The organism is Prochlorococcus sp. MIT 1011, from assembly GCF_047305235.1.
Taxonomy (GTDB): domain Bacteria; phylum Cyanobacteriota; class Cyanobacteriia; order PCC-6307; family Cyanobiaceae; genus Prochlorococcus_B.
Window position 1 is genome coordinate 266,008 of record NZ_CP138983.1, and the last position, 24,881, is coordinate 290,888.

20 protein-coding genes are annotated in these 24,881 nt (G+C 37.7%); 14 read left to right on the forward strand and 6 right to left on the reverse strand.

The features are described from left to right. The first annotated feature begins 165 nt into the window (after positions 1–165). From rpoB to SIB75_RS01475, 12 genes are all read left to right on the forward strand, one after another. On the forward strand, positions 166–3,453 hold the full coding sequence (rpoB, locus tag SIB75_RS01420; protein ID WP_413683665.1) for a DNA-directed RNA polymerase subunit beta: 3,288 nt from the start codon (positions 166–168) through the stop codon (positions 3,451–3,453). Positions 3,454–3,495: 42 nt separating this feature from the next. Beyond that, a complete protein-coding gene (locus SIB75_RS01425) occupies positions 3,496–5,406 on the forward strand; it encodes a DNA-directed RNA polymerase subunit gamma (protein ID WP_413683666.1) in 1,911 nt (636 codons plus the stop codon). A 40-nt stretch (positions 5,407–5,446) separates the two neighbouring features. After that, a complete protein-coding gene (locus tag SIB75_RS01430; protein WP_413683667.1) occupies positions 5,447–9,556 on the forward strand; it encodes a DNA-directed RNA polymerase subunit beta' in 4,110 nt (1,369 codons plus the stop codon). A gap of 67 nt (positions 9,557–9,623) precedes the next feature. Further along, complete coding sequence (locus SIB75_RS01435; RefSeq protein ID WP_038654151.1) at positions 9,624–9,776, forward strand: high light inducible protein; 153 nt, start codon at positions 9,624–9,626, stop codon at positions 9,774–9,776. After that, positions 9,773–10,852, forward strand: coding sequence for a 23S rRNA (adenine(2503)-C(2))-methyltransferase RlmN (rlmN, locus tag SIB75_RS01440; protein WP_413683668.1), 1,080 nt, complete (start codon positions 9,773–9,775; stop codon positions 10,850–10,852). Before SIB75_RS01435 ends, rlmN begins: the two co-directional genes overlap by 4 nt. Before the next feature lie 30 nt (positions 10,853–10,882). Beyond that, positions 10,883–12,631 carry a sodium:solute symporter family protein gene (locus SIB75_RS01445; RefSeq protein ID WP_413683669.1) on the forward strand — a complete coding sequence of 583 codons (1,749 nt, stop codon included), beginning with the start codon at positions 10,883–10,885 and terminating at the stop codon, positions 12,629–12,631. A 68-nt stretch (positions 12,632–12,699) separates the two neighbouring features. Continuing rightward, positions 12,700–12,825, forward strand: coding sequence for a hypothetical protein (locus SIB75_RS01450; protein WP_269603327.1), 126 nt, complete (start codon positions 12,700–12,702; stop codon positions 12,823–12,825). 23 nt (positions 12,826–12,848) lie between these two features. Continuing rightward, complete coding sequence (locus SIB75_RS01455) at positions 12,849–13,658, forward strand: HEAT repeat domain-containing protein (RefSeq protein ID WP_413683670.1); 810 nt, start codon at positions 12,849–12,851, stop codon at positions 13,656–13,658. Between the two features lie 90 nt (positions 13,659–13,748). After that, on the forward strand, positions 13,749–13,952 hold the full coding sequence (locus SIB75_RS01460; RefSeq protein ID WP_413683671.1) for a DUF2997 domain-containing protein: 204 nt from the start codon (positions 13,749–13,751) through the stop codon (positions 13,950–13,952). Continuing rightward, the gene (locus SIB75_RS01465; protein ID WP_413683672.1) at positions 13,952–14,344 is read left to right on the forward strand and encodes a DUF1257 domain-containing protein; all 393 of its coding nucleotides are present in this window, start codon (positions 13,952–13,954) and stop codon (positions 14,342–14,344) included. The genes SIB75_RS01460 and SIB75_RS01465 overlap by 1 nt, the downstream gene beginning before the upstream one ends. A 24-nt stretch (positions 14,345–14,368) precedes the next feature. Next, entirely contained in the window at positions 14,369–14,788 is a 420-nt protein-coding gene (locus tag SIB75_RS01470; protein ID WP_413683673.1) for a ferredoxin, read from the forward strand. Positions 14,789–14,803: 15 nt separating this feature from the next. Further along, positions 14,804–16,030, forward strand: coding sequence for an aldo/keto reductase (locus tag SIB75_RS01475; RefSeq protein ID WP_413683674.1), 1,227 nt, complete (start codon positions 14,804–14,806; stop codon positions 16,028–16,030). Here SIB75_RS01475 and rsmG read toward each other — a convergent pair. Beyond that, positions 16,027–16,773, reverse strand: a complete 747-nt coding sequence (gene rsmG, locus SIB75_RS01480; protein WP_413683675.1) for a 16S rRNA (guanine(527)-N(7))-methyltransferase RsmG — start codon at positions 16,771–16,773, stop codon at positions 16,027–16,029. The two genes, SIB75_RS01475 and rsmG, sit on opposite strands and share 4 nt — an antisense overlap. 114 nt (positions 16,774–16,887) lie before the next feature. On the opposite strand from rsmG, the gene SIB75_RS01485 reads away from it, so the two are divergent. Beyond that, entirely contained in the window at positions 16,888–17,292 is a 405-nt protein-coding gene (locus SIB75_RS01485) for a J domain-containing protein (RefSeq protein ID WP_413683676.1), read from the forward strand. Positions 17,293–17,350: 58 nt separating this feature from the next. Here the strand turns inward: SIB75_RS01485 and bioA are convergent, their stop codons facing one another. The 5 genes from bioA to SIB75_RS01510 all read right to left on the reverse strand — a co-directional run bounded on the left by bioA (position 17,351) and on the right by SIB75_RS01510 (position 21,978). After that, entirely contained in the window at positions 17,351–18,649 is a 1,299-nt protein-coding gene (gene bioA, locus SIB75_RS01490) for an adenosylmethionine--8-amino-7-oxononanoate transaminase (protein WP_413683677.1), read from the reverse strand. Positions 18,650–18,727: 78 nt separating this feature from the next. Continuing rightward, positions 18,728–19,378: a dethiobiotin synthase gene (bioD, locus tag SIB75_RS01495; protein ID WP_413683678.1), complete on the reverse strand. Its 651-nt coding sequence runs from the start codon at positions 19,376–19,378 to the stop codon at positions 18,728–18,730. Then, a complete protein-coding gene (locus SIB75_RS01500; RefSeq protein WP_413683679.1) occupies positions 19,375–20,130 on the reverse strand; it encodes a methyltransferase domain-containing protein in 756 nt (251 codons plus the stop codon). The genes bioD and SIB75_RS01500 overlap by 4 nt, the downstream gene beginning before the upstream one ends. Continuing rightward, entirely contained in the window at positions 20,111–20,839 is a 729-nt protein-coding gene (locus tag SIB75_RS01505; RefSeq protein WP_413683680.1) for an alpha/beta hydrolase, read from the reverse strand. Before SIB75_RS01505 ends, SIB75_RS01500 begins: the two co-directional genes overlap by 20 nt. Then, complete coding sequence (locus SIB75_RS01510) at positions 20,836–21,978, reverse strand: aminotransferase class I/II-fold pyridoxal phosphate-dependent enzyme (RefSeq protein ID WP_413683681.1); 1,143 nt, start codon at positions 21,976–21,978, stop codon at positions 20,836–20,838. The genes SIB75_RS01505 and SIB75_RS01510 overlap by 4 nt, the downstream gene beginning before the upstream one ends. A 125-nt stretch (positions 21,979–22,103) precedes the next feature. Here SIB75_RS01510 and SIB75_RS01515 point away from each other — a divergent pair, with 125 nt between their 5' ends. Then, positions 22,104–24,881 (forward strand): DEAD/DEAH box helicase, encoded by a 2,778-nt coding sequence (locus SIB75_RS01515; protein ID WP_413683682.1) that lies wholly within the window; start codon positions 22,104–22,106, stop codon positions 24,879–24,881.

Genomic DNA, 24,881 nt, shown 5'->3' on the forward strand with positions numbered 1-24,881 from the left:
GAGGGTTCTAACTTTTGAGTCAGTTTGTTCGTTGATTAAGTAAATTCATTTTCAGATCTCAGTCTTCAACTAGATTGTTTTTTTGTTTTTCTTAGTAAAGATCATTTTCTGACCAAAGGACAAGACATCAAACCCCGTCCTCTAAATATAAACGCAGGTTCTCGAATGAGCAGAAGCGCAATTCAGGTAGCCAAAGCAGCTACATATCTGCCTGATTTGGTTGAGGTGCAAAGATCAAGTTTTAAGTGGTTTTTGGATAAAGGCTTGATAGAAGAATTAGATAATTTTTCTCCTATAACTGACTATACCGGTAAGCTTGAGCTGCATTTTATAGGTGCAGAATATAAGCTTAAACGTCCCAGGCATGATGTAGAAGAAGCAAAAAGAAGAGATGCAACTTTCGCTTCTCAAATGTATGTCACTTGTCGCTTGGTTAATAAAGAAACTGGAGAGATAAAAGAACAAGAAGTTTTTATAGGTGAACTCCCTTTAATGACTGAGCGTGGAACTTTTATAATAAATGGTGCTGAAAGAGTAATAGTCAATCAAATTGTTCGCAGCCCAGGAGTTTATTTCAAAGATGAGCAAGATAAAAATGGTAGAAGAACTTATAATGCAAGCGTCATTCCTAATCGTGGTGCATGGTTAAAGTTTGAAACTGATAAAAATGATTTGTTACATGTTCGTGTAGATAAAACAAGAAAAATTAATGCTCATGTCCTTATGAGGGCAATGGGTTTGTCAGATAATGATGTAATAGATAAATTACGACATCCAGAGTTTTATAAAAAGTCAATTGATGCAGCAAATGAAGAGGGTATAAGTTCAGAAGATCAAGCATTACTGGAGCTTTATAAAAAGTTAAGACCAGGTGAGCCTCCATCAGTTAGTGGTGGGCAGCAGCTTCTTCAAACTCGATTTTTTGATCCAAAGCGATACGACTTAGGAAGAGTTGGTAGATATAAAATAAATAAGAAATTACGTCTAACTATTCCTGATAATGTAAGAACACTTACGAATGAAGATGTTCTTTCTACTTTAGATTATTTAATTAATTTAGAATTAGATGTTGGCGGAGCAACTCTTGATGATATTGATCATTTAGGAAATAGGAGAGTAAGGTCAGTCGGTGAACTTTTACAAAACCAAGTTCGAGTTGGCTTGAATAGACTTGAAAGGATAATTAAGGAGAGAATGACAGTAGGGGAAACAGACTCACTTACTCCAGCACAACTCGTAAATCCAAAGCCTCTAGTTGCAGCAATAAAAGAATTTTTTGGTTCAAGTCAATTAAGTCAATTCATGGATCAAACCAATCCATTGGCTGAATTAACTCATAAAAGACGTATATCTGCTTTGGGACCAGGAGGTTTAACTCGTGAAAGAGCTGGTTTCGCTGTGAGGGATATTCATCCTTCTCATTATGGAAGACTTTGTCCTATCGAAACTCCTGAAGGGCCTAATGCAGGTCTAATTAATTCATTAGCAACTCACGCTAGAGTTAATGAATATGGTTTTATTGAGACACCATTTTGGAAGGTGGATAATGGAAGATTAATTAAAGAAGGAGATCCTATTTATCTGTCTGCAGATTTAGAAGATGAGTGTAGGGTTGCCCCTGGTGATGTAGCAACGGACGAAGAAGGAAAAATATTGGCGGAACTTGTCCCAGTTAGATATCGACAAGATTTTGAAACGGTTTCTCCTGAACAAGTTGATTATGTCCAGCTATCACCAGTTCAGGTTATTTCTGTGGCTGCATCTTTAATTCCATTTTTGGAACACGATGATGCTAACAGAGCTTTGATGGGTTCAAATATGCAAAGACAAGCAGTTCCTCTTTTGCGTCCAGAAAGACCATTGGTTGGAACTGGTTTAGAGACTCAAGTTGCTAGAGACTCTGGGATGGTTCCAATTTCAAAAGTAAATGGAACAGTTACTTATGTTGATGCTAATGCAATTGTTGTTACTGATGAGGAAGGTAATGACCATACACATTACTTGCAAAAATATCAGAGATCTAATCAGGATACTTGTTTAAATCATAGGCCTGTAGTTTTCAATGGTGACCCAGTAATTGTGGGGCAAGTCTTGGCTGATGGTTCAGCCTGTGAGGGAGGCGAAATAGCTCTTGGTCAAAATGTATTAATTGCATATATGCCATGGGAGGGTTACAACTATGAAGATGCAATTCTAGTGAGCGAAAGGTTAGTTAAAGATGATCTTTATACTTCCGTCCATATAGAAAAATATGAAATAGAAGCTCGTCAAACTAAGTTAGGTCCTGAAGAAATAACAAGAGAAATCCCAAATGTATCAGAAGAAAGTCTTGGGAATTTGGATGAAATGGGGATTATTCGAATAGGAGCTTTCGTTGAGAGTGGAGACATCCTTGTTGGGAAGGTGACCCCTAAAGGAGAATCAGATCAACCGCCTGAGGAAAAACTTTTAAGAGCTATTTTCGGTGAAAAAGCAAGAGATGTAAGAGATAACTCTCTTCGAGTCCCTTCGACTGAGAGAGGACGAGTTGTTGATGTCAGAATCTATACACGAGAACAAGGAGATGAACTACCACCTGGAGCAAATATGGTTGTCAGGGTTTATGTCGCGCAACGTAGAAAGATTCAAGTTGGAGATAAAATGGCAGGTAGGCATGGTAACAAAGGGATTATTAGCAGAATAATGCCAAGAGAAGATATGCCTTATCTTCCTGATGGCACGCCTGTAGATATATGCCTTAACCCGCTAGGCGTACCAAGTCGAATGAATGTAGGACAAGTCTTTGAGCTCCTTATGGGTTGGGCCGCCTCTCACTTGGATTGTCGAGTTAAGATTGTCCCTTTTGATGAGATGTATGGACCAGAGATGTCTAACCAGACTGTTCAAGCTTACTTGGAAAAGGCAGCAAAGCAGCCAGGTAAATCATGGGTATACAACCCTAAGGACCCTGGTAAGTTACTTCTTACAGATGGTCGAACTGGTGAACCTTTTGATCAACCGGTCGCTGTTGGCTACGCCCATTTCCTTAAACTTGTTCATTTAGTAGACGATAAGATTCATGCTCGATCTACAGGTCCATATTCTTTGGTTACTCAACAACCTCTTGGTGGAAAGGCACAGCAAGGTGGACAGAGATTAGGAGAAATGGAAGTATGGGCACTCGAGGCATATGGAGCTGCATATACTTTGCAAGAACTGTTAACTGTCAAGTCTGATGATATGCAAGGCCGTAATGAAGCTCTTAACTCTATCGTAAAAGGTAAGCCCATACCTCGCCCTGGGACTCCAGAATCTTTCAAAGTTTTAATGAGAGAACTTCAGTCATTGGGATTAGACATTGGAGTTTATACAGATGATGGGAAAGAGGTAGATCTTATGCAAGATGTAAATCCTCGTAGAAGCACGCCAAGTAGACCTACCTATGAATCATTAGGTAAAGAATATGAGGAGTAATTAACTCAATCGAAACAAATCATCTCAACATCCTAAATTCCCATGACTAATAGCAATCTACGTACGGAAAATCATTTTGATTACGTCAAAATTAAATTAGCTTCTCCTGAAAGAGTAATGGAATGGGGGCAAAGGACTTTGCCCAATGGCCAGGTAGTAGGGGAAGTGACCAAGCCAGAAACAATAAATTATCGAACACTAAAGCCGGAGATGGATGGATTATTTTGTGAAAAGATTTTTGGTCCATCTAAGGATTGGGAATGTCACTGCGGGAAATATAAGAGAGTTAGACATCGTGGAATCGTTTGCGAAAGATGCGGAGTTGAAGTAACAGAAAGTCGGGTAAGAAGGCATAGAATGGGATTTATTAAATTGGCAGCTCCCGTATCCCATGTTTGGTATCTAAAAGGTATTCCTAGCTATGTCGCGATCCTATTAGACATGCCGCTGAGAGATGTTGAGCAAATTGTTTATTTTAACTGTTATGTTGTTTTAGATATTGGTGATAGTAAAGATCTTAAGTACAAGCAGCTATTAACAGAAGATGAATGGCTTGAGATTGAAGACGAAATTTATGCTGAGGATTCAACTATAGAGAATGAACCAATTGTTGGAATAGGTGCAGAGGCCTTGAAGCAATTACTTGAAGATTTAAATTTAAAAGAAGTTGCCGAGCAATTGAGAGAAGAAATTGCAACAAGCAAAGGTCAAAAAAGGGCTAAGCTTATCAAAAGACTAAGGGTAATAGATAATTTTATTGCTACTAGTGCAAGCCCAGAGTGGATGGTTTTAGATGCGATACCTGTTATACCTCCTGATTTGAGACCTATGGTCCAATTAGATGGGGGTAGATTCGCTACTTCAGATTTAAATGACTTATATAGAAGAGTAATCAATAGGAACAACCGTCTTGCTCGTCTTCAGGAAATATTAGCCCCAGAGATAATAGTTAGAAATGAAAAAAGGATGCTTCAAGAGGCTGTAGATGCACTTATTGATAACGGTAGAAGAGGAAGAACTGTTGTTGGTGCAAATAATCGTGCCTTGAAATCATTAAGCGATATTATTGAGGGTAAACAAGGTAGATTTAGACAGAATTTGCTTGGAAAAAGAGTTGATTATTCAGGTCGTTCAGTCATAGTTGTTGGTCCAAAATTGAAAATGCATCAATGTGGACTGCCAAAGGAAATGGCAATAGAGCTTTTCCAACCTTTTGTAATTCACAGATTGATTCGTCAGAACATTGTTAATAACATCAAGGCGGCAAAGAAATTGATACAGAAAGCTGATGATGAAGTAATGCAGGTATTGCAGGAAGTCATAGATGGTCATCCTATACTTCTCAATCGTGCCCCTACTTTGCACCGATTGGGTATTCAAGCTTTTGAGCCTAAATTAGTTGCTGGACGAGCTATACAGCTACATCCATTGGTCTGTCCAGCTTTTAACGCTGATTTTGATGGAGATCAAATGGCTGTTCATGTGCCTTTAGCGATTGAGGCTCAAACAGAAGCAAGAATGTTAATGCTCGCAAGTAATAACATTCTTTCTCCAGCAACTGGGGATCCAATAGTTACCCCATCTCAAGATATGGTTTTGGGTTCTTATTACTTAACCGCAATTCAGCCTCAAGCAAATCAGCCTAAGTTCGGAGATCATTCACATACATACGCATCACTTGAAGATGTTTTACAAGCTCTCGAAGACAAAAGGATAGATTTACATGATTGGGTTTGGGTTCGATTCTCTGGTGAAATCGAGGATGACGATGAGCTGCAGAAACCGCGTAAGTCGGAGACTTTAAAAGATGGCACACGTATTGAGGAATGGACATATCGACGAGATCGATTAGATGAAGAGGGAAGTTTAATTAGCCGTTATATCTTGACTACTGTCGGTCGAGTCATAATGAACCATACAATTATTGATGCTGTGGCAGCCACCTCCTCATAACCCTAATAACAAATCCAACCTTTTTTGAATAGATTTTTTCATGACTTCTTCCTCTCCTAAAACTCGCAAATCCTCTACTAAATCAAAAGCAAAAAGAGGTTCTAAAGCAAAGAAAGCAGCAGCGATAAAAGCTGTTCCGAAACTTTCTAAAACTCCTCCACCTTTTAGAAATAAAGTAGTTGATAAAAAAGGTTTGAAAAATTTAGTTGCATGGGCATTTAAGCATCATGGAACAGCGGCAACTGCTGCTATGGCAGACAACCTTAAAGACCTTGGTTTCAGATATGCTACCCAGGCAGCAGTGTCAATTTCTGTTGATGATTTAAAGGTCCCAGAGGCCAAACAAGATTTACTTGGGCAGGCTGAAGAACAGATAACTGCTACAGAGGAATGCTATAGATTAGGCGAAATTACTGAGGTTGAGAGGCATACAAAAGTTATAGACACTTGGACAGAAACTAATGAAAGATTAGTGGATGCAGTTAAAAAGAATTTCAATCAAAATGATCCACTGAATTCAGTATGGATGATGGCCAACTCTGGAGCCAGAGGAAACATGTCTCAGGTTCGTCAGCTTGTTGGGATGAGAGGATTAATGGCTAATCCTCAAGGTGAAATTATTGACTTACCAATACGAACCAATTTTAGAGAGGGTCTAACAGTAACTGAATATGTCATCTCCTCTTATGGAGCTCGTAAAGGTCTTGTTGATACAGCTCTAAGAACTGCTGACTCTGGTTATTTAACTAGACGCTTGGTTGATGTCGCTCAAGATGTAATTGTTAGAGAAGAGGATTGTGGTACGACAAGGTCAATTTTAATAAGTGCAGAGGATGGAAAATTTGGGAATAGGCTTGTTGGTCGCTTGACATCAGAACAATTAGTTAACTCAGATCAGGAAATCTTAGCTGAAAGAGATATTCCAATTGATCCTCAACTATCTAAGAAATTTGAACAATCACATATTGAAGGGGTAAGGGTTCGATCTCCTCTTACATGTGAGGCGACCAGATCAGTTTGTCGTAAATGTTATGGTTGGGCGCTAGCGCATAATCAACTAGTTGACTTAGGCGAAGCAGTAGGTATTGTTGCTGCTCAATCAATTGGCGAGCCAGGCACACAATTAACAATGAGGACTTTTCATACTGGTGGAGTTTCAACAGCGGAGACTGGTGTTGTCCGCTCAACCATTTCAGGAAAAGTAGAATTTGGTTCAAAAGCACGAGTGAGAGGCTACAGGACACCACATGGCGTTGAGGCTCAGCAAGCAGAAGTTGACTTTAACCTTAGTATCATTCCTACTGATGGTGGTAAACCTCAAGCAATTGATATACCTATTGGTTCGCTACTTTTTGTAGACAATGATCAAAATATCGATACAGATGTGACTGTTGCTCAGATTGCTAGTGGAGCTGTACAAAAAAGTGTTGAGAAGGCTACTAAAGATGTTGTATGTGATTTAGCGGGACAAGTTAGGTATGAAACAATTATCCAACCCAGAGAGGTTACTGATAGACAAGGAAATATAACTCTTAAAGCCCAACGGCTTGGTCGGCTTTGGGTGTTAGCAGGAGATGTTTATAATTTACCTCCAAATGCTAAGCCAGTTGTCTCTGGAAATGTTTCAGTAAAAGAGGGACAAGTTTTAGCTGAAGCGAGCCAGGCAAGTGAGTATGGAGGTGAAGTAAGACTTAGAGACTCAATTGGTGATTCTAGAGAAGTTCAAATAGTAACAACGTCGATGACTTTAAAGGATTTTAAATTACTAGAAGAGTCGACTCATTCAGGTGAAATATGGCATCTTGAAGCAAAAGATGGTACTCGTTATAGATTGAATACTGTTCCCGGAAGTAAAATTGGAAATAACGAGGTAATAGCTGAGTTGTCAGATGATCGGTTTAAAACTGAAACAGGAGGACTTGTTAAATATGCCCCTGGCTTGACAATTAAGAAAGCTCGTTCTGCCAAAAATGGTTTTGAAGTTAGTAAAGGTGGAACTCTTTTGTGGATCCCTCAAGAAACTCATGAAATTAATAAGGATATTTCATTGTTGATGATTAAAGATCGTCAATGGATAGAGGCAGGGACAGAAGTCGTCAAAGATATTTTCAGTCAAACTGCTGGAATAGTTACTGTTACTCAGAAAAATGATATTCTTCGAGAAATTATAGTTAGGAGTGGTACTTTTAAACTATGCAAAGAGAGTAAAGCACTTGATAGGTTTGAAGGTGATGGGCAAATAGTTAATCCCGGTGAAACTATCGCAAAAGGTATTAAGACTGATTCGATGGTAATGGTTCAGTCAGTTGAAACTCCGGAAGGTAAAGGTCTTCTATTGAGACCCGTTGAGGAATTTACTATTCCTGACCAAGCACAACTACCTGAATTAGAGCATGTTAAGCAACCCAAAGGCCCATCACTAGGTATAAAAGCCTCTCAGCGTCTTGCCTTTAAGGATGGTGAGCTCATTAAATCTGTTGAAGGCATTGAGTTACTTAAAACACAACTGATTCTTGAGACATATGAGACGACTCCACAGATGACAGTAGACGTAGAAGTTGTACAAGACTTGAATTCAAAGAGTATTGATAGACTTAAATTGGTTATCCTTGAAAGTATTTTAGTAAGAAGAGATACCACATCTGATTCAAGTCATGGATCAACACATACTGAATTACAGATAGAAAATGCTCAAATTGTTTCAGCCGGAGATGTTGTAGCGACAACTCAGATTTTATGTAAGCAAGAAGGAATTGTTCAACTCCCTGATGCCCTTGATGGTGATCCGGTTCGTCGTCTTATCGTTGAAAGGGAAGAAGACACAATAAATATTGATTCCAAAGGAACTACTCTTGTGAAAGTCGGACAAAGAGTAGTAGATGGAGATTTCGTCTCAAAAGATCAGGCAATAGGTGCTTGTGGAGAAATAGAAAATATTGATGGAAAGAAAGTTAAATTGCGTCTTGGTAGACCTTATATGGTTTCACCGGATTCAGTCCTTCATGTTCGTGATGGGGATTTAGTTCAAAGAGGTGATGGCTTGGCTTTGTTGGTTTTTGAAAGACAAAAAACAGGAGATATTGTTCAGGGTTTGCCAAGAATTGAAGAATTACTTGAAGCTCGTAGGCCTAGGGATTCAGCTATTTTGTGTAAAAAGTCTGGAACAGTAGATATTAAGGATGGAGATGACGAGGAGTCTGTAGTTGTAACTGTCATTGAAGATAATGATGTAATTTCTGAATATCCAATTCTTTTAGGACGTAATGTAATGGTTAGAAATAGCCAACAAGTTGTAGCTGGTGAATTCTTAACTGATGGTCCAGTGAATCCTCATGAGCTTTTGGAGTGTTTCTTTGCAGACTTGCGTGATAAGAAACCTTTAATGGATGCAGCCCAGGAGGCAATCGCTAAACTCCAGCATAGAATGGTAAGTGAAGTGCAAAATGTTTATAAATCTCAGGGAGTAGCTATAGACGATAAACATATTGAGGTGATTGTTCGTCAGATGACGAGTAAAGTAAGAATAGAAGATGCAGGAGATACAACATTCTTACCTGGAGAATTGATTGAACTTAGGCAGGTTGAAGATACTAATCAGGCTATCTCAATCACGGGAGGCGCCCCCTCAGAATTCACTCCAGTTTTACTTGGTATTACAAAGGCATCACTTAATACTGATAGCTTCATATCAGCTGCTTCATTCCAAGAAACAACTCGAGTCCTTACCGAAGCGGCTATTGAAGGCAAGTCTGATTGGCTTCGAGGGCTTAAAGAAAATGTAATTATAGGTCGCCTGATACCTGCCGGAACAGGTTTTAGTGGCTTTGTGGAGGAGTTAAATGCGGAAGCAGGTCCTCACCCAGATATTCTGGCAGAAGATCCAGCAGGTTATCGAAGGATCCAAAATCTTAGACCTGACTACACTGTTGATATGCCCTCTGCCCCAGTAGCTAAGAACACGTCTGTTTTAGATGATCCTAGCGAAGAGGATTTAGAGGCAACGAGAAGTAGACATGGAATTGATCCTACAACGAGTAATTTTGCAGCTTTTGCTCGCCCAACAGGTGACGATGAATTGCCAGAAGACCAAATGCCAGATCCTGCTGCCTTGGAGGGCTTGCAAGAAGAAGGTTTACTCTCAGATGAATAAATCGATTTATCTGCAATACTCTTTTAAATTTTCTAGTATTTAATTCTTCAACTAATAAATTCCATCGATGATTGATCCTCCTGTAGTTCCCAAGCGTAAATTACCCCGCTATGGCTTTCACACACATACAGAGCGTGTTAATGGTAGATGGGCAATGATTGGTTTTATTGCTTTAGTGCTTTTGGAATTTAAATTAGGACATGGATTAATGAATTGGTGACAAAACTTCCTCAACCATCAAGTAATTCATCCTTGCTTGGCTTAAGTTCGGAAGATCTTGAAGAATTTGCTCGTCAGGAAGGTGAAAAAGCTTTTCGTGGTAGGCAAATTCATGAATGGATTTATCAAAGAGGTGCAAAAAAGCTAGATTCAATAACTGTTCTTCCAAAGAAATGGCGAGATTTATTGGAAAACAAAGGAATAAAGGTTGGAAGACTTGATGAAATTAGTAAAGTTGTAGCAGAGGATGAGACGTTAAAACTATTAATGGGTACTTTTGATGGTGAAATTATAGAAACAGTAGGAATACCAACAGAAAAAAGACTGACTGTTTGCGTTTCAAGTCAAATTGGATGTCCTATGGGGTGTAAGTTTTGTGCGACTGGTAAGGGGGGACTCAATAGATCTCTTAATGTGAATGAAATAGTTGATCAGGTAATTAGTGTTAGAGAAACAATGAATAGGAGGCCTACTCATGTCGTCTTTATGGGGATGGGCGAGCCACTTCTAAATATAAGCAATGTTTTAGACTCTATTGAATGTCTTACGAATGATATTGGTATTGGTCAAAGGAAAATAACTGTTAGCACTGTTGGAATACCGGATACTCTTCCATATTTAGCAAAAATAGCCCATGAGCGATTGGGAAGAGTTAAGTTTACCCTTGCAGTCAGTCTACATGCGCCTAATCAGACGTTGCGTGAATTAATTATTCCTTCGGCGAGTTCTTATCCCATCAATTCATTACTCAAAGACTGTAGAACATATATAGAACTCACTGGTCGAAGAGTAAGCTTTGAGTATATTCTTCTTGGAGGATTGAATGATAAAGATATTCATGCAGAGCAGTTAGCTGATCTGATGAGAGGCTTTCAAAGCCATATTAATTTGATAGCTTATAATCCCATCGCTGAAGAAAATTTTAAACGACCAAGCCAATCTAGAGTTAATAGTTTTAGAGAGCTATTAGAAAAAAAAGGAGTTGCTGTAAGTGTTCGTGCAAGTAGAGGTAGAGATAAAGATGCGGCATGTGGACAATTAAGAAGGCAAACAATTAATAAAATAAAAATCAAATAGCAAGTAAAAATCAATTACTTTTAAGCTTCTATGGCATTTATTGATTGGTTTATTTTATTTCTTTATTTATTATTTTCCTTGGTCTTAGGAATTTATATTTCACTAAAAAATCATAATGAATCAGACTATTTTGTCGCTGGGAGAAGCCTAAGTGGTTTGCTTGCAGGTATGTCCATGGCGGCAACAACGTTCTCGATTGATACACCTCTATATGTGGCTGGCATTATTGGGGTGAGAGGTTTAGCAGGGAATTGGGAGTGGTGGAGTTTTGGACTTGCACATGTTGCTATGACAGTTGTATTCGCTCCGCTTTGGAGGCGTAGTGGAGTATTGACTGATGCGGCTTTTACTGAATTACGTTATGGGGGTAAACCAGCAGCTTATTTAAGAGGTATCAAGGCTTTCTTGCTTTCTGTCCCAATCAATTGTATTGGAATTGGTTATGCATTCTTGGCAATGCGTAAAGTGGCTGAATCATTAGGTGTCGTGGATGGACATATTGTGTTTGGACCTTTTACTGACACGATACTTTTAATGGTTTTGGTTGCTTTGTTTTTGCTTATTTACACTGTACTAGGTGGCCTTTGGGCAGTAGTGGTTAATGATTTTGTACAACTTTTATTAGCTCTTTTAGGTGCGTTTGCTGTTTGCTTTGTAGCACTTGATGCTTCAGGTGGTATGACGGATTTGTTAACAAACTTAGAGGCATTAGATCGACCTGAGCTCCTTTCTTTATTCCCATGGACATTAAATAAAGATGGTTTCAATTGGTTGGATAGTTCAGGAATAAGTATTACTACTTTTTTCGCTTTTATATCTTTGCAATGGTGGAGTTTTAGACGTAGTGATGGTGGTGGGGAATTTATTCAGCGTTTATTGGCTACTAAAGATGAACAACAAGCAACTTTGGCAGGAATAGTTTTTTTAATTGTTAATTATCTTATTCGCAGTTGGCTTTGGATTTTAGTTGGTTTGGCTGGTTTAGTTCTCTTGCCCCAACAAACTGACTGGGAATTAAGTTATCCAAATCTCGCTGTCAAATATTTGCCACCTGTTGGACTTGGATTGGTCGTGGTTTCATTGGTTGCTGCATTTATGAGTACCGTAAGTACCTCAATTAATTGGGGGGCAAGTTATCTTGCCCATGATCTCTATAAAAGATTTGTGAGGCCATCAGCTGGCCCTAGAGAAATGATTTTTATGGGCCAGGTTGCAAGTATTTTGTTACTGCTAATTGGAGTCGTCACGGCTCTATTTAGTCACAGTATTGGTTCAATGTTTAGACTTGTTATTGCAATAGGTACAGGACCAGGTGCTGTCCTTGTGCTTCGGTGGTTTTGGTGGCGAGTTAATGCTCTAGCGGAACTTTCCGCAATGTTGAGTGGTTTTTTTATAGGTTTAATCACATCAGTTTCTCCCTATTTTACAATTGAAGATTTTGGTAAACGACTCCTATTTAATACTTCATTTACAGCTGTGATTTGGTTGCTTACTTTATTTTTTACTCAGCCAGAGTCTGAGGAGACACTCAATAAATTTGTGATGCAGGTCAAACCTCCAGGCCCTGGTTGGAAAAAAATAAGGAAAAGTCTGAATATCACTCCAGTTGACAGTTCTTTAGTGCTTGGATCTCGCTTTTTATTAGGATCAGGAATTCTCTATGGTGGTTTGCTAAGTATTGGGGCTTTCTTATTACATCAAGAGAGGAGCGCTTGGATTGCGCTTTCAATTGCTGTTAGTTGTGTGTTTTTAATGAAGAAAACAAAACTAATAACTTAAAAAGTTGACCCTCGATAGCCAAATGGTCAAAATTTAGAGCAAAATAGAATCATAATTAGTTTGTAACTTTGGGTTTTTTACGAACAACTCTTTTCCCTATTTTAATTGTTGCTCTTTTTGCTGTTGCTTTGTTCGCTGTCAGCGCTCGGATATGGCTTCCCGGGGATATGCTTGCACCAGCACCAATTAATTAGTTTGCTCTTCTTCTGTCAGAGCTATGAATGATGAAAATCAAAAATTAAGTGAAAAAGGGTTGGCTGATTTAGCCATTGACCCTGATCTTTTAGCTAGAGAATTAGCTGCTCAATTAGCAGGAGATCCTTTAGATGAAATTGAATTAGATAAAATTGATGTAGATCGAGGGAATTCATCAAAAGAATGTGATCTTGCGTTGAAGTGGCTTCAATCAGGAAATAATGAGAGACTTCAGGGATTAAGAGTCTTTTGCGAACATAGAGACCCTAGAGCTCTTCCATTCTTATTGCCTTTGCTTGACGAACCTTCTCCCGTAGTCAGGATGAGTGCTGTTTATGCTTTAGGTAGAAATCCTTGTCCAAAAGCGATAGATCTTCTATTGCATTTGTTGAAGTTTGATAGTAACGCTTATGTGCGAAAAGCTACTGCATGGAGTCTCGGAAATTACCCTGAAGCCCCAGTTCTAGAGCCTCTGATTAATGCATTAAAACAAGATGTCGCTGCTGTGAGATTGTGGGCATCAAGTTCTCTAGCAGAGGTTGGACTTAATTCAGCAGAGAGCTCTCCCTCAGCTGCGAATCAATTACTTGAAAGTTTGCAAGTAGATGGTGAATCATTAGTTCGAAGTAACTGTATTTGGTCCCTCGGCCGCCTTTATGGACTTTTGAGTGCTGAAATCCAAATTCAAATAGTAGAGACTTTTATTTCTGTTTTATTAAACGATAGAGAGCCTTCTGTCAGGTATGAAGCAAGGACAGCTTTGGAGCAATTGGATAATCCAGAGGCACAAAAAAAATTAAAATCATTAATTGATGATGGTCAATTGGTTTAATTTTTGGTACAAAAACAATTCGTTGTAATTAATAATTCGCGTTTCTAGAGTTTTTTTCTATATCATGCGTGACTTAGGGGCTTCAATTTCATGCCACAACGCACATTGCGCTTTAAAATCCGACAAGATGGACGTGTTGAAGAAACCGTTGAAGGTCTTGTTGGTGAGGCATGTATTGATTTAACTGAGAAGCTTGAGGATGCCCTAGGCACCGTTGAAAGGAGAGAACCAACCTCTGATACCTTTCTTCGCGAAAACATTCAAAAACAGACTATTCCTGCAGAAATCCACTGATGTCACATTTCAGCACAGTTAAAACTCAACTTCGCAAGAAGGAGTTCCTTAAACAGGCTCTAATAGACTTAGGCTATACCCCCAACGAAGGTGAAAATCTAGTTAGAGGTTATAGAGGTCAAACTGTAAAAGCTCAAATGACTGTAGAGATGAGTAAGGGAGCAGATATAGGATTTCGTTGGAATGAAGGCTCAAAATCATATGAACTTGTAACTGACCTTGATCTCTGGAAGCAATCAATACCAATTGAGAGGTTTTTAGCTCAAGTCACTCAACGTTATGCCTTAAATACTGTTCTTGATTCAACTGCTCAAGAAGGATTTCAAATTTCTGAACAAAAGGAAAATCTAGATGGATCAATAGAATTAGTTGTTACTCGTTGGGATTCTTAAATTTACTAACTCTACTAACTACAATTGACATTCGATCCTAGAGCTGCTTTTGAAACTAGGTCTATTGAATATCAGCCCTCAAATGATATTTATGATCCAAATGTTGCATATGAAGCAGCTAATAATGAAGATTTCAAGCTAAATGGTAGAGATCCAGTTTTAGGAGGGAAATTAAAAGAAAAAGCTGTATGGGTTGATGAGAGGAAATGTATTGGCTGTACTTATTGCAGCTCAGTTGCTACGAACACTTTTGCAATGGAGCCTGAGCAAGGCAGAGCTAGGGCATTTAGACAAGATGGAGATAGTGAGGAATTAATTCAAGAGGCTATAGATACCTGCCCTGTTGATTGCATAGATTGGGTTTCTTTCGAAGACTTGGTTAAATTAGAAGAAGTTATAAAAAATCATCATTTTAGGAATTTAGGTTTACCACCAGTTACTTGATTTTTAAATTTTGAAGTGGAAAGAATTAAAGATAGTAAAAACAATTCAATTCCTACCAGAAGATTCGGGCGAACAGAGATTCAGATGCCAGTCTTATCTCTTGGAGGGATGCGCTTTCAACAAAGCTGGAAGGATTTAGATCCTAGAGAGATTAATAATCAACAACAAGACATCTTGCGAAAAACTATCAAGCATGCGTCTCAACAAGGTATGCATCATATTGAAACTGCTCGTCATTACGGAACTTCAGAACGCCAGATAGGCTGGGCCTTCGACCAAATTGATGATCCAAAAAGAATATTGCAAACGAAAATTCCACCAAATAATGATCCTTCGATTTTTGAGCAAGAACTTGAGTTAAGTATGAGTAGATTAGGTTCCAAGAAAATTGATTTATTAGCTATTCATGGTATCAATCTTCCTGAACACTTAGATATGACTATTCGTCCTAATGGATGTCTAGAGATTGTTCGTCGTTGGCAAAAAGATGGTCTCGTTGGTCATGTTGGATTCTCAACTCATGCAAATGTTGACCTGATAATTAAAACAATTGAAACAGGACTTTTTGATTATGTGAATTTGCATTGGTATTTTATTCGTCAGGAAAATGAAAGAGCTTTACAAGCAGCGAATGCCAAGGATATGGGGGTTTTTATTATTAGTCCTACTGATAAGGGAGGTCATTTACATACACCATCATTGACACTTTTAAATTTATGTAGTCCCTTGCATCCAATAGAATTTAATGATTTGTTTTGTTTGAGTGATAAAAGAATTCATACATTAAGTGTCGGAGCTTCAAAACCTGAAGATCTGGATATTCATTTAAGTGCAATTTCTAAAATGGATAACATGCATGAGTTAATTGATACTATAGATAAGCGTCTAATGCATGCCTTAAATGAATCTCTTGGAGAGTCATGGTTGACTACTTGGAAGATAGGTTTACCTGGTTGGGAACAAACTCCAGGAGAGATTAATATACCTATTCTGCTATGGTTAAATAATTTATTAGAGGCTTGGGATATGGAAAGCTTTGCTAAAGATCGTTATGGTCTTTTAGGCAGAGGAGGACATTGGTTCCCAGGCTCAAACGCAGATTGCTTGGATTGTGAAGTGAGCGAGGATGACTTGAAAAAAGTTTTGATTAATAGCCCGTGGAGCTCTGAAATACCTTTTATACTTAGGAATTTGAAAGACAGATTAGGGGGAGAAAGAAGAGATAGATTATGGGGGATTTAGTAACCTAAAGGCTGTTTTTTGGGTTTACCAATTGATCTTGGATATTGATTAGGACATTTATTAATAGAATTAATCCTAATAATATTCCTAATACCGCGATTATTCGGGAGTACGAATTTATCTGTTCGTTCGATCTCTGCATTTAGTTCAGTTAAGGCTTTTTTTAGTATTTGATGCTCCGTTTCACTCCATCCTCCCTTAAATATGAGCGCTTGACCTTTCGAATTTAAAAAAGGCACGAGATATTCTGCTACCACATTTGCAGAAGCAACTGCTCTTGCAATGGCATAGTCAAAATTACTTCGAAGGATTGGATCCCTTCCTGCTGTCTCTGCTCTTTCATTTACGACTGTTATACGAGAATTTAATCCAATTTCTTTAGAAACTTCTTTTAAAAAAATCGTTTTTTTACTTGAAGAATCTAAAAGAGTAATATTTGAATTTGGCATTGCTATAGCTATGGCTATACCAGGAAATCCACAGCCAGAACCAATATCTATGTAGTTATGAGAAAGTTCAGGGTATTGAAGCTCTTCATACAGTGGCAACAAGCTGTCACATACTTGTGCAGTCCAGAAATCATCTCCATCAACTAAACGAGTAAGGTTGGTTTTCTTATTCCATTCTTTAAGTAAATCTTGCAAATGGATAAATTGAGCTAATTGTTTTTCACTTGGCGTCCATTTAAGCTCATTCCATATCATGAGTTGATTTGCTTTTTTGTTGTTTTTATCAGTAGACATTTGTAATTGTTTTTTGAAATAGTCAGTTCTGAGATATTTAGATAAAATCTATACATTATTAGATCATATTTTCTCTCGTTGACTCCTTCCTCTAATTGTTACGAACTGCTTGGTGTGTCTACCTCTGCCAATAACGCAGAACTTAGAAAAGCTTTTCGTCAATTAAGTAAGCAACTTCATCCGGATACGACATCTTTGCCAAGTGATGAAGCGACAAGGCAATTTCAAAATGTTTGTGAGGCTTATGATTTATTAAGTGATCCTGTCTTAAGGGCAAACTACGACTTATTTATAGAAAAAGAGAATAATCTTATAAGTCAGAAAAAAGAACCTTATTTAAAGAATATACAACCTGTACAATTTTCTAAATCGATAGGAGTAAGGCGACCATTATCAGGAGGAGAACTATTTTCACTTCTTCTTTTAATTGTCTCTATTTTCTTGAGTCTGGCTTTAGGAGTGTTTATTGCTTTTTCAAGAGGCGGAAACTTGAACTTTACTCCAAGTTGGTTGATGTAAGTTTAATTTCAGAAATCATTATATAGCTAAATGGTAAGAATGTTAGTAAGAAAAAATTCTAGGATAAAGAATTTAAGCCCTCTTGGATTCCAAAATAGCATTTTTCTAGTTCCTCATCTGTGATACATAGTGGTGGCATTAGATAAACTACATCTCCTAATGGCCTGATGAAAACACCAACTCTCAATGCACTTGCTTTCATGATTTTTCCAACCGAATTTAAATAACCTTTTTTACCTTTCACTTTAATATTAAAAGCAGCAATAGTTCCTGTGATTCTTGGGCAATCAATTCTTGGATCTTTAACTATTTTTTGTAGATGAGGAAGGTGACGTGACTCAAAATCCAAATATTTTTGAGGAGAGTTTTCTAAAAGATCTAAGCTGGCATTGGCAGCTGCGCAGCCTAAGGGGTTAGCGGTGAAACTATGACCGTGCCAGAAAGTTTGCTTAGGATCTTCCCCAAGGAAGCCTTCGGAAATTCTTTTACTGGACAGAGTAACTCCCATCGGAAGGAATCCACCGGTTAACCCTTTTGAGAGTGATATAAGGTCTGGCTTTAATCCTGCTCTTTGAAAAGCGAATAGCTCTCCACATCTTCCAAAGCCAGTTAAGACTTCATCTGTAATCAGTAAAGAATTAGCATGGCGAATTCTTTTTTCGACTTCTACTAAAAATTCTGAACGAACCATTCTCATCCCACCAGCCCCTTGCACTAATGGCTCAAGAATTACCGCAATGGTTGGTTTCTTTAGTAGGTGATCAAGACTTTCTAAAATTTCCTTTTCTCGTCTTTCAAAATCTTCATCGCCCCACCATGTCTCGGGCCAAGGGACTCTACTAACAGGAAATAGCATTTGATCAAAAGGCTCGCTAAATATATTTCGTTCGCCTACTGCCATTGCTCCAAACGTATCTCCATGATAGGCCCCTTCGAATGCAATGATTTGAGATCTATTATCACCTTTATTTTTCCACCATTGACGAGCCATTTTTAAAGCTACTTCTACTGCTGTAGAGCCATTATCTGAAAAGAATAACTTTTCTAAACCTGTTAATTTACTTAGTCGATCAGCTAATAGTTCAGCTTGAGGATGAGTGAAATCTGCAAAGATAATTTGTTCTAATTGTTCTGCTTGAGTTGCGATAGCCTTGGCTATATATTCATTTGCATGCCCATGAAGAGTGACCCACCAACTACTTATGCCATCGATTATTGGAGCTCTGTCTTTAGGAAGTAAAAGGGCACCTTTGGCTTTTTCAACTAATAATTGAGGCTTAGAGGATGTAAGTTGTGTGAATGGTGGCCATATATGAGGATTCTGAATAGTTTGATTTGAATTTTCTTTCTCATTCATCAAATTTAGTTTTCCCTCTTGTTTCATTTAACTTGATTGAAGTCGAAAAAATCTTTTGATTAAGAAAAAAATAAAATTTTAATTTTGAATGTATTCTTTAAGCTTTTGATCTAATTGCTGTTTATTCCATTCTTGTGAAAGTACTTTTGCGTTGACTTCGTCAAAGATAGGAAGACTTGCAATAATTTTAGTATCTCCAAATTGCTCTAGAGTCTTCGGATTATCTTTATGTGGAGGGCCATTTAATACTATTCCTAATACATCTAAATTTCTATGTTTCAAGGCTTCTAGACTTAATAAGGTGTGATTGAGAGTACCAAGCCCGGTCCTGGCTACAAGAATTATTGGAGCTCCCCAAGCCTTTAATTGGTCTATTTGTAGCCAATTCCGATTTAAAGGAACCATTAAACCACCTGCAGTCTCGATGATTATTAATTTATCTAAGTCAGGTAATTTTAAATTGCTTGCTTCAATAAAACTAGACTCTTTTTCGGCAGCCCAATGTGGAGAGACAGGAGCCTTGAATTTATATATTTCAGAAAGATAGCGGCTAGGTTCAAGACTTAAGAGATTGCAAACAGTTTTGGTATCTGTACCTTCCTCTGTCCCACTTTGAATGGGTTTCCAGTACGTACCTTTAAGACCTTGGACGAAAAAACTACTAACTATCGTTTTACCTACATCTGTATCTGTACCACAAATAATAATTCTTTTTGAGAAAGCACTCATCGCTTTATTAATAAAAACTGAATTGACCAACTAAGACTTACTTGTTTATCCTTATTGGAAATTGGCCAAAAAGACAATAGATGTCGCCAATCTGAAACACTTAATTGTTCTTTCTGAGTACTTTGTGCTCCGACCTTGATCATCGGCTTTAATAAAGAAGTCGCCTTCTTCGCTGTTTGTTTAATAACTTCAATTTTATTATATAAAATACTTTGTTTCGGAACGACTTTAATTAGTGAGTCGTATAATGGTAAATCAAGAGCTGTACATGTTAAATTTGCCTTTTCTGCAGCTTCATACCATTCTGGAAAACTTCCCTTGATTGGGATTGCTAAAGCAATCCATCCATCTAAACTTAGAGAATTGAACCAGTCCTTAAGTTTCTTTTGTGGATGATCAAGCCAATGTAAAACAAAACTTGAAGCTAATAAATTTGGTTTTTTAGACCACTTAGGTAACCCATTATTTAAATCCCAAAGTTGTTTGACACTCTTTTCTGAATGTTGATCAATCATCTTTTTAGAATTATCCAATCTCACTACATATTGGTTTGGATGTAGATCTTCTAATGATTTAGCGAGTAGTCCAGTGCCAGAACCAAGGTCAACCCATAGTCCATGTTTAATTGAATGATGAGAACATATTTTTGCAAGTTTTAAAGCAGTACTTTTTTGAATTGATGCTGATTCGTTATAACTTAATGCAGCTTCATTAAAGTTTTTATTAACTTGGCTAGACCATGTTTTTTGCATGATCAAATTCTAGCCAGTGTTTAACTTTTTTGATATTTTTAATTTTTGTGATGTAATGCCCCTCGTCTTGAAGGTTGATTATTTTGGGTAAGGCCTCTAAGTGGTTTGTTAAATCTTCTATTAGTTTTTCTTTCGTTTGATTAGCTAAAATATAGTCTTGTTCACTGTGAATAATAAGTACTTTGGCAGAATTGTTTAAGCCAATTGGTAGAGAATCAGAATTCATGAGAAGTTTTAAATCATTTTTTAGTCTCAACCTTCCTGAGCCTGATATGTGAAGTAAATTTGATTCGGATGACTTAACATCAATGTGATTAGGCTTATAAGCTTTTGTATGAAACTTTCTTAACATATTTGCTTCATTAGGCGTATTAAGTGAATTCATCATCCTATTGAGGGCCAGCCTTATAGGGCGATTCTCTTTGTCACTTGGAATAAAACGACTAAAACTATTGATTAATACAACATGAGTAGCTGAGTATAAAACTTCTTTAGCTATCAAATGTGAACCAAGAGAGTGACATATGGCAACTCTTTTAGGTTCGACTTGCGTTGAGTTGTGATTCCATTGTTGTGCATGAGGACTTATATCTTTATATCCGCGTTCAGAAGCTTGCCATTCCCAATCACAATTTTTAAATATCTTTTCCCAATTTGACCATTGTCGACTATCACCAGCCCAGCCATGCATAGCAATTATTTCTTTCATGTATTTTTAAGAACTTCGATAACTCTTTCGAAGGCCTGAACTGGAGTGTTTCGCCTGATTACTAATCTGAGTCTCGATTTACCCTCAGGGACAGTTGGTGGACGGATCGCAACAGTTAGAAGGCCTTGTGTCTCAAGTCTCTTCTGGTAATCCATGGCTAATTCGTCTGAACCTAGAACTATGGAGATTATTGGACCTTCCCCAGCAGGCCTTCGCCACCCAATTTGAGCCAATCTGTCTCTTAAAGCTATTGAGTTATCTTTCAGTGCGCTAGGCCAGTTAGGGTTGCTTTTAATTAGATTTAACGCGGCTAACGCACCTGCACAAAGTGGAGGAGCCAAAGCAGTTGTATAGCGAAATGCCCCACAGTTTTGGATTAAATTTTCTCCTGTTATCTTGTCCGTTGCTAGAAATGCTCCGCCACTTCCAAATGCTTTACCAAAGGTCCCACTGATAATTGATATTGGTTCTTTGAGTCCAAAAGATTCTCCTCTTCCTTCTGGACCCATAACGCCAAGAGCATGGGCTTCGTCTATCAATAACTTTGAATCATACTTAATGCATAGCTTTGAAATTTCTTTTATGGGGGCTGTTGTACCTTCCATACTAAATAGGCTTTCAGTAATGACTAAAGGTTTTTTTTGTGGATTGCTTTGGCTAGATTTTTTTAAAAGTCTTTCTAGTTCAGATAAATTGTTGTGTTTGAATCTAATGAGCTTTGCTCCACTTGCTTTGACGCCAACAAGCAGGGAATGATGTATCAGACGATCACAAATAACAGGAGTGTGACGATCAGAAAGTGCTAATACCGCAGCTAGATTTGCCTGGAAACCACTCGGGTAAAGCAGGACAATCTCACGATCAAGCCATTCAGCAAGCTTCATTTCAAGTTTTTGATGAATATTTCTACTGCCAGTAATAAATCTGGATCCTCCTGAACCAACTCCATCAGTTTCTAAGGTTTGTTTAGCTGCCTCAATTAAGAATGGGTGTCTTGCTAGATTTAGATAGTCATTACTTGCTAGGTCAATTAACGTAATTTGATTTTTATTTTCATCTACACCAATCAATTCTGATGATCTTCCCCCTGGGACCCAAGTCCTGAGTTTACGAATTCTAGAGTTAGGGATTTCAGGCATATTTTTTTGTTTTCTGTGGTTAAAGACTTGGGTGCTGGCTTAACATTTTTTTTTAGTTTCTTGATTTTATTATGTATCCACGTCAAAAATCATGTGGTCATAGAATATTCCTCTAGGATTTAATAATGACTTCATCAGGAAGAGATACATCTGAAAACGAAATCCTCCAAAACAATTTAAATCCAAAGGAAATCTTTCCTTTTGCATTGGATGAGTTTCAACTTAAAGCAATTGATTCACTCAATCAAGGGCATTCAGTAGTTGTCAGTGCTCCTACAGGATCAGGAAAAACATTAATAGGAGAGTATGCAATTTATAGAGCGATTTCTCATGGGAACAAGGTGTTTTACACAACTCCCTTAAAAGCTTTATCTAACCAAAAGCTAAGAGACTTTAGGAATCAGTTTGGTTCAAGCAATGTGGGCCTTTTAACAGGTGATTTAAGCCTGAATAGAGAGGCTTCGATTCTTGTGATGACTACTGAAATTTTTAGAAATATGCTTTATGCAGCAGCTGATAGAAATGATGATCCTTTACTTGATATAGAAACGGTTGTTCTTGATGAATGTCACTACATGAATGATGCTCATAGAGGAACAGTGTGGGAGGAATCAATTATTCATTGTCCTAAATCCGTTCAGTTCGTTGGTCTATCGGCAACAGTTGCAAATGCTGGCCAATTAACTGATTGGATTGAGAAAGTTCATGGACCCACAGATCTCATTTCTAGTGATTTAAGGCCAGTTCCCCTTGAATTCAATTTTTGTAGTGCTAAGGGACTTCATCCATTACTCAATGATAAGGGAACTGGATTGCATCCAAATTGTAAGATTTGGCGTCCATCAAAATCACATAAGAAGAGAGGACGCTTGTCCAAGCCTACTCAACCTGAATCTCCTTCTTTGGGCTTTGTGATATCTCAGTTGGCTGAAAGAAATATGTTGCCCGCTATTTATTTTATTTTTAGTCGTCGCGGTTGTGACAAGGCTGTGAAAACAATTGCTAGTACTTGTTTAGTTAATCAAGAAGAGAGAAACCTAATTCAAGATCGATTTGAAAAATATTCGAGTTTAAATTCAGAAGGACTTAGAGATGATCTACATATCAGAGCTTTATTTAATGGGATCGCCTCTCATCATGCAGGAGTTCTTCCTGCATGGAAGGAATTGATTGAGGAATTATTTCAAGAAGGATTGATAAAGGTTGTTTTTGCAACTGAAACATTAGCTGCAGGAATCAATATGCCTGCAAGAAGTACAATTATATCTACTTTGTCGAAGAGATCAGATAATGGACATCGTCAATTAATGGGAAGTGAGTTTTTACAAATGGCTGGCAGAGCAGGAAGAAGAGGTCTTGATTCTAGAGGCTATGTAGTGACTGTACAAACTCGATTTGAAGGAGTTCGAGAAGCTGGCCAATTGGCAACCAGCCCAGCGGACCCACTGACTAGTCAATTCACGCCAAGCTATGGCATGGTCCTGAATTTATTACAGCGTTATGACTTAGATAAATCAAAAGAATTGATAGAAAGAAGCTTTAGTAGATACTTAGCCAGCTTAGATTTAGTTGAAGAGGAAGAAGAACTATCTAGATTAAAAGAGGAGTTTGAAAAATATAAAACCTTTTCAAAGGATATACCATGGTCAGATTTTGAAAGATATGAAAAAATAAAAAATCATTTGAAGGAAGAAAGACGACTATTGAAAATTCTTCAAAAACAATCTGCTGAAACTTTATCTAATGAATTGATCTTAGCCTTAGAATTTGCAAATAATGGAACCCTCATAAGTCTTAAAACTTCACAGCTAAAAGGGAAAGTTATACCTGGTGTCATTGTTAATAAGATACAGAGAGAGGATAGACCATCTCAATTATTATGCTTAACAGATGAAAATATTTGGATACTTATTTCTTGTAAGGAGGTAGTTAGTTTTTATGCTGATCTCCCCTGTATAGACGTAGTAAATATTATACCTCCTAAAATTAGTAGACTGGGTGAAATACATTATGGAGATTTGATAAGTAATGAAATAGCTTTGAAAATTTCAAATTTTGCTAAGAAAAATAATATGAGAACTGCTCAATATGATCTTGCTAGTGAGGTTCTGTCTCAAGCTCAATTAGTTAAATCTCTAGATGATGAATTGTTGCTTCATCCAGCTCATCGATGGGGAGATAAGAAAAAATTAAAGAAGTATAGACGTAAAATGAATGAACTAGATATTGAAATCCATGAACGTGAGGAGATCCTTTATGACAGGTCTAATCGTCACTGGGAAACTTTTTTATCACTGATTAAAGTACTAAACCACTTCGGATGCTTGGATGATTTAAAGCCCACTCAGATTGGCAGAGGTATTGGATCGTTAAGAGGTGAAAATGAATTGTGGTTGGGTTTGGTTTTAATGAGTGGACATCTTGATGAATTGACTCCGATAGAATTGGCTGGAGTAATTCAGTCAATTGTGACGGAAGTTAATCGTCCTGATTTATGGACTGGATTTATTCCAAGTGCAGTTGCAGACGAAGCCTTTAATGATTTAACAAATATACGACGAGAATTATTTAGAGTTCAAGAACGATTAGGTGTAGAAGTCCCAATCTTATGGAGTTCAGAATTAATGGGTTTAGTAGAAGCCTGGGCAAGAGGAAGTACTTGGACGGATTTAATTTTAAATACTTCTTTAGATGAGGGAGATGTTGTAAGAATTCTTAGAAGAACAAATGATTTGCTTTCGCAGATTCCCTATTGTGAGGCTGTGAGTAGACAACTTAGGAATAATGCAAAAGCAGCGATAAAACTAATGGACAGATTTCCAGTTTGCGAGGCAGAAGATATTAATCAAACAAAAGAAAAAAATCATGAGGTTATTAATCCCGCAACTGAAAGAAATCATTGA

Bases quoted from the DNA above. Each gene is read 5' to 3' on its own strand.
- rpoB (WP_413683665.1), top strand. From the start codon at position 166: ATGAGCAGAAGCGCAATTCAGGTAGCCAAAGCAGCTACATATCTGCCT.
- SIB75_RS01425 (WP_413683666.1), top strand. From the start codon at position 3,496: ATGACTAATAGCAATCTACGTACGGAAAATCATTTTGATTACGTCAAA.
- SIB75_RS01430 (WP_413683667.1), top strand. From the start codon at position 5,447: ATGACTTCTTCCTCTCCTAAAACTCGCAAATCCTCTACTAAATCAAAA.
- SIB75_RS01435 (WP_038654151.1), top strand. From the start codon at position 9,624: ATGATTGATCCTCCTGTAGTTCCCAAGCGTAAATTACCCCGCTATGGC.
- SIB75_RS01445 (WP_413683669.1), top strand. From the start codon at position 10,883: ATGGCATTTATTGATTGGTTTATTTTATTTCTTTATTTATTATTTTCC.
- SIB75_RS01455 (WP_413683670.1), top strand. From the start codon at position 12,849: ATGAATGATGAAAATCAAAAATTAAGTGAAAAAGGGTTGGCTGATTTA.
- SIB75_RS01460 (WP_413683671.1), top strand. From the start codon at position 13,749: ATGCCACAACGCACATTGCGCTTTAAAATCCGACAAGATGGACGTGTT.
- SIB75_RS01465 (WP_413683672.1), top strand. From the start codon at position 13,952: ATGTCACATTTCAGCACAGTTAAAACTCAACTTCGCAAGAAGGAGTTC.
- rsmG (WP_413683675.1), bottom strand. From the start codon at position 16,773: ATGTCTACTGATAAAAACAACAAAAAAGCAAATCAACTCATGATATGG.
- bioA (WP_413683677.1), bottom strand. From the start codon at position 18,649: ATGAATGAGAAAGAAAATTCAAATCAAACTATTCAGAATCCTCATATA.
- bioD (WP_413683678.1), bottom strand. From the start codon at position 19,378: ATGAGTGCTTTCTCAAAAAGAATTATTATTTGTGGTACAGATACAGAT.
- SIB75_RS01500 (WP_413683679.1), bottom strand. From the start codon at position 20,130: ATGCAAAAAACATGGTCTAGCCAAGTTAATAAAAACTTTAATGAAGCT.
- SIB75_RS01505 (WP_413683680.1), bottom strand. From the start codon at position 20,839: ATGAAAGAAATAATTGCTATGCATGGCTGGGCTGGTGATAGTCGACAA.
- SIB75_RS01510 (WP_413683681.1), bottom strand. From the start codon at position 21,978: ATGCCTGAAATCCCTAACTCTAGAATTCGTAAACTCAGGACTTGGGTC.
- SIB75_RS01515 (WP_413683682.1), top strand. From the start codon at position 22,104: ATGACTTCATCAGGAAGAGATACATCTGAAAACGAAATCCTCCAAAAC.